We start from the raw sequence: 12,980 nt of genomic DNA on the forward strand, positions 1-12,980 counted from the left end.
TGACGCAGCGCAAAGCACGGGAACTGACGGCTGGCACACCGCAATAACATGCACTTTTTGTCCCAAATACCTTATAAAATCCAACAAATAGTCAATATAATGCTGCAGATTAAAAGTCCCCTCTTTTAAAGGAATTCGGCTGGCATCAATCCAATCGGTAATATAGACCTCATGATCTGGTAACATCGCCCGCACTGTATCCCTTAATAAGGTTGCAAAGTGACCAGAAAGCGGGGCAACAATCAATACTTTGGGATCGTCAAATGTGCGGGGCGTGCCATCTTGTAAACGTTGAAAATATTTTAAGCGGCAAAAGGGCTTAATCATCACCTCTATTTCTTTGATCTGAAGGGGCACGCCCTGACGTTCAACTTCTGAAAAGCCAAAATCAGGCTTTGTAAAAATGCGAGTTGTTCGTTCAATTATTTTTGTGGAAGCAGAAATTAAACTCCCATAAGGGTTCATCTCATTAGGCACCCCACTCATTAAAAGATCAATCGCTTCGGACCAGGCGTGAGCCGGAAGTAATGCCGCATTTTTCAATTCATATAAATGATAAAGCATTGACAAAATTTCCCTCACCCAAAAAATATAAAATGCTAGTTGGCCTAGTTTATACACAAATTTACAGAACCTAGAATAAGGGAGGGAAAGTAAAGAAATGATAAATGGGGAGGGACTTAAAGTCCCTGAGAAGTTATTTTGAGGGAGATAATATAAGCTGTTTTTGAATCAGCTTAGCCATTTGTGCTGGATTTGTCGTATGAGGAAAATAATCAACAAACTTGCCATTCCGGTCAACTAAATACACAAGAGCACTGTGATCCATCAAATAATCCGCCATCGTTCCATCTGGTTTGGCTTTAGCTGCATAAACCTTATAAGCCTTTAATACAGGATCAAGCTCTGGGTGCGTTCCTGTCAGAAAAACAAATGAACTATGCCAATTTGTCGCATAAATTTTAAGATTCTCTACCGTATCGCGCTCAGGGTCGATGGTGATAAAAAGGGGTACCACCTGGTCAATATCGCGGCCAAGCAACCGCAAGGCTTCCCCGATATTTTGTAAACCCAAAGGACAAACATCTGGACAAAAGGTATAGCCAAAATACAGCAACATAAACTTACCTTTGAACTCGTCATTGGTGCGTATCTTGCCAAATTGGTCATTCAACTTAAAAGGACCACCTAAATTGGGTAATGATTTGGTCGTCTCAGCGCTCGCGTAACTTTTGGGAGTTACTTTAAAATAATAAGTGAATGCCGCCAAAACACCCAGCCCCAAGGACAAACCCAAAATCCCCAACCGAAGGTATTTTAAATTCATCGTTTTGTCTCCTATAATTGAGTAGTATCGTGCAAGGGTCAAACTAAAGAATGATAGCCAGCAAATATTTTCTATTTCCTAAAACTTGTCCCTTAAGTAATGTCACATTAAACTATCGAGAGTGTGAGTCAAGTCCAATGAACTTTAGTGCTATTCCTATCCAACTCCTTATATCCTTAAGATGGATTGCGGTTGCGGGTCAACTTGTCACCATTCTGGTTGTTTATTACAGCCTTGGCTTTACTATGCCGATAAAAAGTTTAGCGATTGTCCTGCTTTTGTCCCTCTTAATTAATGGGCTTTTCAGCCTGGTGCGCGCCAAAGGAAATCTCATTCCTGAGGGTCAAGCTGCCGCTTATCTGCTCTACGATTTAGGACAATTAACCACGGTGCTTTACTTGACCGGCGGACTGAATAATCCCTTTGGAGTCTTATTACTCGCCCCAGTCGTTGTCGCTGCGGGATTTTTGCCACCCAAAAAATCACTAATTCTTTATCTCTCAGCTCTTGGGGCGATTGGGGTTTTGGCTGTCTCCCCCTATCCTCTTCCCTGGGAGACCCACGGCCTTGAGCTGCCCCTTGCGTTAAAGCTTAGCATTGGGATTGCCCTTAGTACGGCAATTGTTTTTATCGCCCTTTATATTGAGCGCGTGGCGCAAGAAGGTCGCCGTTTATCAGAAGCTCTCCACGCGAGCAACCTCGCGTTGGCACGGGAGCAACGTCTTGCTTCTTTAGGAGCTCTTGCAGCAGCCGCCGCCCATGAGCTGGGGTCACCGCTTACGACTATCTCATTGATTACTCAAGATTTATTAGAGGAAACGCCGCACCATCTCGATTTACAATTAATTGGAGATCAGGTAAAACATTGCCGTCAGATTCTAGTGGAGTTGGCTCAGAACTTTGCCGGGGAGAAAACACTTCCCTATGATGCCTTACCCGTTAAAGCGGCACTCCAGTTGATCGCGACAAGGTTACCAGAAAATGAAGAGAAACATCTAGTCATTAATGTTAGCTCTCCGCCACCCGAACCGATTTTGCAGCTAACACCAGAGCTGGTGCATGGGCTCAATAACATCCTGCAAAATGGCTGGCAGTTTGCTCAATCATCCTTAAGCATTGAGGTGAATTGGGACGAGCGAGCAATTCATATCATCATTGCTGATAATGGTCCTGGGTATCCAGAGTCAATCCTTGGTCGCTTAGGCGAACCGTATGTTTCTGGCAGATCAAGCGCTGAAGCTAGGTATCATTTAGGCCTGGGACTTTTTATCGCACAAGCTTTGCTGGCAAAAATTGGTGGAACCCTTTATTTTAAAAATCAAAACGGCGCCCGATGTGAGATTCAACTACCAATAGAAGTGAGAAAGAACCTGGATGTCTGAACAAATTTTGAATGATCAAAATCGTCTCTTAATTGTGGATGATGACTTGCACTTGCGAGAAAGATTATCGCGTACCATGACACGCAGGGGTTTTCAGGTGACAACTGCGGATAGTCTGGCGACTACGCGCTTTCAATTGCGGCAACAATCCTTTGATTATGCAATTTTAGACCTCAAGCTCACCGATGGTTACGGCCTGGATCTGGTGGAAAGTATTAAAGCGAGCAACCCCGACATTCGAATTATCATCTTGACCGGTTATGGCAACATCGCTACCGCTGTCGCGGCAATTAAACACGGGGCAGTGGACTATCTCCCCAAACCAGCCGATGCGGATGAGATTGAGCGTGCTCTTAAAAACCGAACTGATAATCCCCCACCGCCTCCAGAAGACCCCATGTCCCCAGACCGAGTAAAGTGGGAGCATATCCGGCGCGTTTTTGCCGAATGTCAGAATAACGTCTCCGAAACAGCTCGACGTCTGAAAATGCATCGCCGCACGCTCCAGCGGATCCTTGCCAAACATGCCCCAAGGTTCTAGGTTTGGCGTGAGGCTTCCCATCCAGTCTCTTAGCACCGCAATATACCCAGTTAATCAGGTGATAAAATTTAAAAAACAACAATTACAGCAGCAACAACAACGTAATATGCTGTCACATCAACAAAAACAACACTTTACGGATCTTGAGATTGTGAGAGGAGGGAGTGAGTAAACTCACCTTCCTTAAGTTAGTGAGAAAGATCTAAAAGGAAAAAAGCATGAATACACGGGGGTGAGTTTTGAGACGAAGCCCTCTACCAATAAGTTCATGTTTATTTTCTACCACATCACTTTCTTGCTCTCGGTTCCTTCTTAACCACCCTTAAATTCTCTGCCCTCTTGCCTTTATAGCCAATCTAGTATAGATTGACCCATTTTCTGTGCGCCCTTTTGGCGTCTTTCCAGCGCTTTGAAAAGCCTTCATTAGCTTTGTCTAGTGGCGGTTTTCAAAGCTTGAAAATACATCCAAAATGTCGATATAACTTTACACCAATCTATACTAGATTGGCTATAATTATTAAGCTTTTATTTGGTATTGAACTGATAGACTTCGAGAATATTAATGATAGGAGTCTTTGTCATGCTTCTCTCCTTCTCCCTTCTAAAACACTTCCCCATATTTTTACTTGCTACTTATATAAAATTTCGCACAAAATTATAATAAAGCTTTAAATTAATGAGTGTATTATGCCAATTGCCCAAGCAAAAACCCTAGCTGACTATAAGAAAAGGTATGAATTATCGGTCAGCGATCCAGAAAAATTTTGGTTTGAAGAGGGCAAGCGCCTTTCGTGGATTAAGCCTTATACAAAAGCTAAAAATATTTCCTTTGACCCCGAAAATTTTTATATTCGCTGGTATGAAGATGGGGTATTGAATGTAGCTGAGAACTGTCTCGACCGCCATCTTGATGCCCTGGGAGATAAAGCTGCCATTATTTGGGAAGGGGATAGTCCTGACGACTCAAAAACTCTTACTTACAAAGAATTGCATACCGAAGTGTCTCGCCTCGCTAATGGGTTTAAAAACCTTGGTGTGAAAAAGGGAGATCGGGTGGTTATTTACCTGCCAATGATCCCCGAAGCAGCCGTGGCTATGCTTGCCTGCGCTCGCATCGGCGCTGTCCATTCTGTCGTTTTCGGGGGATTCTCGCCCGAGTCTTTGGCCAGTCGCATCAGCGATTGTCAGCCCAAACTTGTCATTACTTCCAATGTAGCCATCCGGGGTGGCAAACAGCTCCCCTTTAAAGAAAACGTTGATAGCTCCTTAAACCTTGAGGGCACCGAATCCGTTACCAACCTTATTGTCGTGCAAAGAGCTGAGGCAAACACGCCTTGGATTGCGGGACGCGATGTTTGGTATCATGAGCTACTTCAAAACCAATCAACCAATTGTCCAGTGACCCCTGTGAGTGCGGAAGACCCTCTGTTTACGCTTTATACCTCTGGCTCCACTGGCAAACCAAAGGGCGTGCTCCATACCTCGGGTGGGTATCTTTTATACGCCGCTATGACCTTCGAGCATATCTTTAACTATACCCCCGAGGATATTCACTGGTGCACCGCTGATATTGGTTGGGTCACAGGTCACAGTTATGTGCTCTACGGTCCTTTAGCTAATGGAGCGACAACTGTGATGTTTGAGGGGATCCCCACCTACCCCACCCCTGAGCGTTTCTGGCAAATCATCGATAAACATAAGGTGTCGCTCTTTTATACAGCGCCTACAGCGATTCGCTCTCTTATTCGATTAGGCGAAGATTACTTAAAAACAACTCATCGGAATTCACTTAAGGTCTTAGGCTCTGTGGGGGAGCCAATTGATCCCACCTCTTGGGAATGGTATTACCAACAGGTTGGGTTTGGGGCCCGCCCCCTGGTTGATACCTGGTGGCAAACGGAAACCGGCGGCATTATGATTTCAGCATTACCCCACGTTATTCCCCTTAAGCCAGGGTCAGCGACTCTCCCTTTTTATGGCATCCAGCCAACCATTGTTGATGCCGATGGGAATTTCCTTGACGGCGAAGCCAGCGGTAATTTAATTATCACTGACTCTTGGCCTGGACAAGCCCGTACCCTTTATAATGATCACCAACGCTTCATCGATACCTACTTTAAAACCTATCGTGGTTACTACACCACCGGCGATGGATGTTTACGCGATAGCGAGGGTTATTACTGGATTACAGGACGTGTCGATGATGTCATTAACGTTTCTGGTCATCGCATTGGCACAGCTGAAATTGAATCTGCTCTCAATTCTCATGGATCGGTGGTTGAGTCTGCTGTTGTGGGTTGGCCTCATTCAATCAAAGGGCAAGGAATTTACGCCTATGTCGTTTTAGAGTCAGACAAATTGCATCCCAATATTGAAGCAATTCTGGTTCAGTGGGTGAGAAGCCACATTGGCCCCATTGCGACCATTGATCACATTCAGATAACCAGCGGCTTACCAAAAACTCGATCTGGCAAGGTGATGCGCCGTATCTTACGAAAAATTGCCGCCAACGATCTGGATAATTTTGGCGATATCTCTACTCTCCTCGACCCCTCTATTATTGGAACTCTCATCAAAGAAGCGAAGAAACCACAATGACTTTTTCTCTCTGTTCGTTGTTTCTGATCATCGCTTGTGTTAGCTCGGGATCTCTCTCTCCTACTTTTGCTAATGAGAATAAGGATAATAATGAGGAAATTGGGCTATCTTCCTTAAAAAATAGCAGGTCGGATAGCATTATCCTCACCCGCGAGTTGGTAGAAGATGTTTGTCGTGATTTACTCCATCGCGAAGATGAAAAATCTCCTTTTACCTATCATCACTCCAATCCGCCAGCCAATGATATGAAAGATTTGTATGCACAGCTTATTGAAAAAGGCCATCGCATCTTAACTCATATTTATACGACGGACCAAGCATTTGAGCATGAATTCAAGCTGTTCCAAAACTATGGAGACTATAGCTCTCATTATTTACCACATGGTCTCACATTTGGGGGAATATCTCTGTTAATAGGTCCAGACGAGACCACACTCACCAAACAACGTGCTTATCTTGAATCGATCACCTGCGTGTTATGGGCGCTTATCGATAAAGCCTATAAACGGGGCGATATTGTTGATCGGGGGGCGATTATTATACCTGATTTAGAGTCTATTCCCCTCCTGAATTTTTTTAAATGTTATGCTTTAGACGTGTCAGGATGTGCGGATTGGGAGAGCTTTATTGCCTGCAAAAATCCTCTTTTCGCCAGCAATCGAGCTTATTCACGGACAGGTAAAGGGTGGACTTGGATAGATTTAAGCAGCCATTTTGTGGAGAGGACAGAGTATCAGTTTGGGATTGACTGCCGTTTCGGTCCGTCGGAACACTCCATGCCTTATTTTCCTTTTGCTATGGAGCATCTCCTTATTGGTAAAGTCAAAACTTTAGATGGTAAAGTAGTAATGTTTATTAAGCCAGAACCTAGAGGCCTTGGTGATTGGTGCTCTCACCTTTCGCATACTTTTGAGTATTTTTGGAACGGTCAGGGATTTTACTTACGCCGGGAAAAAGATATTCATAAAGATATAGCGCCCTTAGCCTTAAAGCTAGCCCAGGATCTGCTTGCAACCTCCTCCCCTGAGTCTGATAAATTACCTCTCTTTAAAACATTCCAAACCCTTGAGGCAGAAAAGTCATTGATATTAAAAACCTTTTTAAAATCAGAAAAAATCGATATTGCGTCTCTCATCAGTCTGACAAACGCTATCCAACAGCTACCAGACAGCGCTGTGCAGCCAATAGCTCTTGAGTTGAAAAATAAAATTACAGAAATCTACAAAAACAATTTGGACTATCGGACGGGTAATGAAATTATCTTTACTGCTGCAGATTTTCTACCTCCCCCATTAAAAAGGCAAAGTTAATGATCAAAACTCTTGAGTGTTGCAGAAAAAAATTTTATCTTCGTAAAAAGAAGTAAAAAATACCCCATCTCGCTTATTAAGTATGAAAAAATTTTATCCATGGCTTCGTTATTGCAAGAAATGTTTGTTTGATGGCACTCTGATGCCTTTTATACCTAAAAAATATCACTCACTAAAACCTTATCAAGAGGGGATGCCCCCGGCACCAAAAAAATCAAACCCTTGTCCAAAAATGACAATGAAGGTGCTTTTTCTCATGTGTGTTGTTTTAGGAGCCGGCTTACTCTTAAGCGGTTGTGCTTCTACACCTGTCAAAAAAACACCGGCAAAAGAACTTTGCAGCGGCACCAAAAAACCTTATGAAATTAAAGGCGTCCGCTATACACCACAAGATCACTACGATTATGAGGAGTCGGGTGTGGCCTCCTGGTATGGTCCGGGCTTTCACCAACGCCCTGGCTCTTGCGGCTCAAAATATGATATGCATAGTTATACAGCGGCCCACAAAACACTTCCTATTCCTTCCGTCGTTGAAGTGACGAACACTGACAATGGCAAAAGTCTGCACTTAGTAATTAACGACCGTGGACCTTTTGTTGATGATCGCATTATTGATCTGTCCAAAAAAGCAGCGATTGAACTTGGCACTCACGGTAAAGGACTGGGAAATGTTCGGGTTAAAGCACTGCCAGAACAAAGCGTTGCTCTTGCCAACTATCTCAAACAATATGGGCGCTATGGGATGGACCCTTCCGGGCGTGCTTGGGATCAAATTTACCGCGATGAAATTGCCGAAAATCATCATCAATATTTAGATCATACTGAGCCTAAAGTTAGCCAAACCGTCTATCAACCTGAAACAGACATAGAGGTTGCAGCAACCTTGGCCGTGCTTAACAAGCCTACTTCTGAACCGATTAAGCCTCCAACAACACAGCTAACCTATACGAAAAAAGTAAATAACGACGGGTTTGAAGCGCTCCTGAATGAAGCCGCCCAAGAAACACCAGTTCTTGCGCGCACAACAAAAGCCCAACCTATTCGCGTCTCAGCCCCGGTGGCATCTCAGCCGTCAAACGGCATCCATTATATTCAGGTTGGTAGTTTTGTGCAAAAGCAAAACGCCCTCAAAACCCAACAAAATTTACGCCACCACGGCAAAGTGGCTGTCGCCCTCTCAAAAGCTGTGCGTGGCCAGCAATTTTTCACTGTCAAGCTGGGTCCATACGCTTCCAAAAAACAAGCACAAAAAGTTATGGAAACAGTTGTCCGTAATGGCTATCATGGCGTGACTTTGACAGCAAATTAAAGGAACATGACAATGACTCGGAAAATACTTTTTACTCTTTTCTCTCTTTCTCTTCTGACATCTGCATGTTTGGCTGCTCCTAAGAATCACAAAAAAGCACTTAAAGCACCGCAAAAAATCGAAGCAAAAGAGTCGCAAAAAGTTGAAGCACCTGCCTCTCCCCCAGCCATTACGCTGGCAACCAACAATCCTAATCTGCCTCCTGTGATTGCTGCTTCCGTTAAGATCAATACAACAGCAGCTCAAGCAATTGTAATCGACCATTATACAGGCCGGGTGATCTTAGAGAAAAATGCCGATGAGCTCGTTTATCCTTCCTCTATGACCAAAATCATGACGGCCTATATGATTTTTGATCACTTGAAAGATGGCTCGCTGAGGCTGGACACCCCTCTCATGGTCAGCTCAAAAGCCTGGAAAATGGGTGGCTCGAAAATGTTTGTGGGAGTCGACAGTCTGGTCAGTGTTGATGATTTGTTGCATGGCGTTATCATTCAATCTGGGAATGATGCGTGCGTGGCCCTTGCCGAAGGTGTTTCTGGCAGCGAAGAGGTCTTTGCCGCCGAGATGACACAACGTGCCCGTGAGCTTGGCGCCCTTCATACAACCTTTAAAAATGCCAGCGGTTGGCCAGATCCTGAGCATCTCACAACGGTGCGGGATCTGAGTCTTATCGCGCAGCGCCTCATTGATGATTATCCCCACCACTATTCTTTGTTTGGTGAAAAAGAGTTTACTTACAACAACATCACGCAGCCAAACCGGAATCCACTTTTGTTCAACAATAGTGGCTCTGATGGTCTTAAAACTGGTTTTACAGATACTGGTCAATATGGTCTCGTCGCGTCGGCCAAAGAAATTGAACCAGAAGGAACAGAAAAGCGTTTTAACCTTGTCATTAATGGTTTGCCAACGATGAAAGCACGCGCCGAAGAAGCCACTAAATTAATGACGTGGGCAATGAAAAATTTTGCCAGCATTCGCCTCTTTAAAGCGGGTCAGGTTGTTGAAACAGCTCCCGTATGGCTTGGCTCAGAAGAAACGGTTCCTCTGACCGTTGCCAAAGATTGCCGGATCACCATTCCGCAAGCGGCTAGAAAAGATGCCAAAGTTGAGGTGGTCTACGACCGTCCTTTAAGCGCCCCCTTAACCGCAGGGCAAGAGGTCGGCAAGGTCCTTGTAACAGCTCCAACGCTAGAAACACCTTTAGAATTTCCGCTTATCACAGCAAGTGAAGTTAAAAAAGCAGGTTTCTTCAAACGCATCATTGCTTCCATCACCTATTTGATTTGGGGAAAAGCATAAATGCAGAGCAAGTTTATCACCTTTGAAGGCGGCGAAGGGACTGGCAAATCCACTCAAAGTCACCTTTTAGCGGATTATTTACGCGACCAGGGTATCACCGTTACCATTACACGTGAACCCGGTGGCACAGAAGGAGCAGAACTCATCCGGGCTCTTCTCGTTTCTGGCACAACTGGTCGTTGGTCTCCCTTGTCCGAAGTTTTACTGTTAAATGCAGCGCGGCTAGACCATTGGCAAAAAGTGATTCTGCCTGCCTTAAATGCAGGGAAGTGGGTTATTTGCGATCGCTTTACTGATTCTACTATTGCCTATCAAGGATATGGTCATGGTGCTGACTTGACCTTCATCAAAACCCTCAACCAGCAACTCTTTTCTTCCCATATACCAGATCTTACCTTCGTCTTCGATCTTGATCCCGTGATTGGAATTAAGCGATCCTTGCAACGCCATACCAGTGAAAATCGATTTGAAAATATGCAACTTGAATTTCACAATCGTATGCGTCAAGGATATTTAGAAATTGCTCGCGAAAATCCCGATCGATGCCGTATTATTGATGCTACCGGCACCGTATCGGAGATTCAAAAACTGACGATAAAGGAAGTTGCTAAGTTTATAATTTCTTAGCAAAATGGCTCACAAATAAAAAATATGTCTCTTTTCATTTTCCCCTCTCATTCTATTTTATTAGTTATTAAGCCTTATAGTATAAGTATATAGAATGAACTTATATATTAGATTACTTATTTTATATGTTAAATCGTTCTTTTCGCGGACAAAATCTGTTCATATTAAAGAAACGACCAGTATTAACTTAACCGTTCTTCCCAATGATCTTGATTTGAATTGGCATATGAATAATGGTCGTTATCTGACCATTATGGATCTTGGGCGTATTGATTACATGATGAAAACAGGCCTTTTAAAAGTCATCCTGCGCAACAAATGGTTCCCTGTCGTAAGTGCCAGTCAAATTTGTTATTTCCGTCCTCTCACTCTTTTTGAAACTTATACCCTGCAAACAACTTTAGAGAGTTGGAATGGCAAGTGGTATATAATGACACAACGTTTTGAAAAAAATGGCAAGCTTTATGCTGTTGCAATTATCCGGGGTATATTTCGCGATAAAAAAGGGCCCATTTTGATATCAGAAATTCTCAAAGCCATGGATATAGACTTTGAAACATCTCCAACCCTACACCATGAAACTGAAATATGGCTCTCTTATATCGCAAAAACAACGCAGATTCATTGCAAGACATCTGCCAGAAAAGAATAACGTTTATTTTTTGGGCAAAAAGCCTCAGAATAAAGAATGTAACTTATGGTATACTCATGACGTGTGGAATAAAATAAGAGAATGGCCCAAGACATTGTCGACCTTATTGATTTTTATGCAAGTCCCTTAGGTCACTCAACGGCCTCCACAATTAGGGCAACTCTCACTGAGTTATGGCCAGAAATTGCCATAGAGACATTTCTTGGCCTCGGCTATCCTCTTCCCTTTATGCCTACCTCCGACAGCATTCATCGCTCTCTTGTGTTTATGGCAGCTCAGCAAGGAATCCTCCATTGGCCGAGTGAGGAAAAAAATAGTTGCTGCTTAATTAATGAAGATGCGTTACCCCTCCCCAGCGAATCTGTTGATCGTATCCTTCTCATTCACTCTCTTGAGCATGCAGAACACGCTCGACCTTATTTACGAGAGCTATGGCGTATCTTGGCTAGCAATGGGCGGCTCTTGGTGATTGTGCCTAACAGACGAGGTTTGTGGGCGCAAATTGATGACACCCCTTTTGGTCATGGCAATCCTTACACGATGACGCAGCTTTCTCGTATTTTGAAAGAAAATCAATTTACTCCTCTTCGCTCTAGGCGCACACTTTATAGCCTGCCAAGCCCCTCCCATTTTGCAAGAAACATCTCTAAATTACTCGAAAAAATTGGGCCGACAATTTTAGCTAAATTTTCAGGTCTCGTCTGTATTGAAGCCAGCAAACAAGTTTATTGCAATTATCTGCAAAAAAGCTCTCCTTTAATTTTAGCACGCCCCAAACCCTCACGAGTGTAATAATGACAATTAAAGCGCATCCGAGTATTTATAAGATTACCCCCTATGTTGGCGGCGATATTACACCAGAAGGAATGTCACGTCGGATTGTCCTAGCCTCCAATGAGAACCCTTATGGCTGCTCTCCCCAAGTAAGTGATACGTTAAAAGCTCATATTCATCATATTCATAGCTATCCGAGTGGTGGGGCGGCCAGCCTAAAGCAGGCAATCGCCAACCACTTTCTCCTCGATCCCCAACAAATTTTGTGTGGCAATGGGTCTGAGGATATTCTCCATCTTGTGGCACGCTGTTTTGCCGGCCCTGGGGACGAAGTTATCTCGCCCCATTATGGGTTTCAAGTTTACCGCATCGCGGCAATGAGTGTGGGTGCTACCCTTGTTTATGCGCCTCAGCCTAATTACATAAGTGAAATAGAGGCGATTTTAAGCTCAATCACCCCTCGCACAAAAATCATCTATCTCGATAATCCGGCTAACCCCCTTGGCACTTATCTAGATAAAGGCAAGCTACGCCGATTAATTGAACAAACCCCTCCCCATATTATTATCGTTCTTGATGCTGCTTATGCTGATTATCTTGAAGAGGCAGATGATTATACCAGTGGATTTGAATTGGTGGAAAAACACCCAAATCTAATTATTACGCGTACCTTTTCAAAACTCTATGGCTTAGCAAGTTTACGTCTTGGATGGTGTTATAGTTCAGTGGATGTGATTCATCTTCTTAACCGAATCCGTCCGCCATTTAACGTTAATAAGCTCGCCCAAATTGCAGGAATAGCAGCAATAGGCGATCAGGAATGGGCAAAAAATGTCCGCCAGAAAATGGTGCAAATTAAGGAAAATTTCATAAAATTCCTCCACGAAAAAAGCTATCGCTTCTTGCCAAGTGGGGGAAATTTTGTGTCAGTGGAATTCCCTGAAGCAGGCCCTCATAATGCAAAAGAGACTTACCAACATCTCGGTAAGAATGGGATTCTTGTTCGACCAGTCCTCCCTTATGGTCTGCCAAATCACTTACGAATTACCATTGGTACCGCCGATGAGATGGTCGAACTTTGTGACGCGTTAGAAGCAAGAATATAGCCAATCTAGTATAGATTGATGCAAAGTTATGGCGACATTTTGGATGTAT

General features: G+C 43.7%; 12 protein-coding genes and 1 pseudogene. 11 read left to right on the forward strand and 2 right to left on the reverse strand.

All coding sequences use genetic code 11. The features are described 5' to 3' along the window. Positions 1 to 564, reverse strand: a pseudogene (locus tag IG80_RS15520) (polyhydroxyalkanoate depolymerase); the annotation flags it as partial. A 133-nt stretch (positions 565 to 697) separates the two neighbouring features. Next, positions 698 to 1,327: an SCO family protein gene (locus tag IG80_RS0102700; RefSeq protein ID WP_032112480.1), complete on the reverse strand. Its 630-nt coding sequence runs from the start codon at positions 1,325 to 1,327 to the stop codon at positions 698 to 700. 50 nt (positions 1,328 to 1,377) lie between these two features. Between IG80_RS0102700 and IG80_RS0102705 the strand changes: the two genes are divergently transcribed. The 11 genes from IG80_RS0102705 (at position 1,378) to hisC (ending at position 12,931) form a co-directional block, all read left to right on the forward strand. Further along, positions 1,378 to 2,709 carry an ActS/PrrB/RegB family redox-sensitive histidine kinase gene (locus IG80_RS0102705; protein ID WP_052045909.1) on the forward strand — a complete coding sequence of 444 codons (1,332 nt, stop codon included), beginning with the start codon at positions 1,378 to 1,380 and terminating at the stop codon, positions 2,707 to 2,709. Next, on the forward strand, positions 2,702 to 3,250 hold the full coding sequence (locus IG80_RS0102710; protein ID WP_032112481.1) for an ActR/PrrA/RegA family redox response regulator transcription factor: 549 nt from the start codon (positions 2,702 to 2,704) through the stop codon (positions 3,248 to 3,250). The genes IG80_RS0102705 and IG80_RS0102710 overlap by 8 nt, the downstream gene beginning before the upstream one ends. After that, positions 3,234 to 3,422: a hypothetical protein gene (locus IG80_RS14925; protein WP_156962005.1), complete on the forward strand. Its 189-nt coding sequence runs from the start codon at positions 3,234 to 3,236 to the stop codon at positions 3,420 to 3,422. Before IG80_RS0102710 ends, IG80_RS14925 begins: the two co-directional genes overlap by 17 nt. 515 nt (positions 3,423 to 3,937) lie before the next feature. Continuing rightward, entirely contained in the window at positions 3,938 to 5,848 is a 1,911-nt protein-coding gene (gene acs / locus IG80_RS0102715) for an acetate--CoA ligase (RefSeq protein ID WP_032112482.1), read from the forward strand. After that, positions 5,845 to 7,158 carry a hypothetical protein gene (locus IG80_RS0102720; RefSeq protein WP_032112483.1) on the forward strand — a complete coding sequence of 438 codons (1,314 nt, stop codon included), beginning with the start codon at positions 5,845 to 5,847 and terminating at the stop codon, positions 7,156 to 7,158. Before acs ends, IG80_RS0102720 begins: the two co-directional genes overlap by 4 nt. A gap of 238 nt (positions 7,159 to 7,396) precedes the next feature. Then, complete coding sequence (locus tag IG80_RS16480; RefSeq protein ID WP_269517043.1) at positions 7,397 to 8,467, forward strand: septal ring lytic transglycosylase RlpA family protein; 1,071 nt, start codon at positions 7,397 to 7,399, stop codon at positions 8,465 to 8,467. Between the two features lie 12 nt (positions 8,468 to 8,479). Beyond that, on the forward strand, positions 8,480 to 9,772 hold the full coding sequence (locus IG80_RS0102730) for a D-alanyl-D-alanine carboxypeptidase family protein (RefSeq protein ID WP_052045913.1): 1,293 nt from the start codon (positions 8,480 to 8,482) through the stop codon (positions 9,770 to 9,772). Beyond that, complete coding sequence (gene tmk / locus IG80_RS0102735; RefSeq protein ID WP_032112484.1) at positions 9,773 to 10,399, forward strand: dTMP kinase; 627 nt, start codon at positions 9,773 to 9,775, stop codon at positions 10,397 to 10,399. A 94-nt stretch (positions 10,400 to 10,493) separates the two neighbouring features. Next, complete coding sequence (locus IG80_RS0102740) at positions 10,494 to 11,051, forward strand: acyl-CoA thioesterase (protein ID WP_052045915.1); 558 nt, start codon at positions 10,494 to 10,496, stop codon at positions 11,049 to 11,051. Positions 11,052 to 11,132: 81 nt separating this feature from the next. Continuing rightward, positions 11,133 to 11,843 (forward strand): class I SAM-dependent methyltransferase, encoded by a 711-nt coding sequence (locus tag IG80_RS0102745; protein WP_052045917.1) that lies wholly within the window; start codon positions 11,133 to 11,135, stop codon positions 11,841 to 11,843. 2 nt (positions 11,844 to 11,845) lie between these two features. Then, entirely contained in the window at positions 11,846 to 12,931 is a 1,086-nt protein-coding gene (hisC, locus tag IG80_RS0102750) for a histidinol-phosphate transaminase (RefSeq protein WP_032112485.1), read from the forward strand. Positions 12,932 to 12,980: the final 49 nt, after the last annotated feature.

The sequence above is a fragment of the Candidatus Paracaedibacter symbiosus genome (genome assembly GCF_000757605.1).
GTDB classification, from domain to species: Bacteria; Pseudomonadota; Alphaproteobacteria; order Paracaedibacterales; family Paracaedibacteraceae; genus Paracaedibacter_A; species Paracaedibacter_A symbiosus.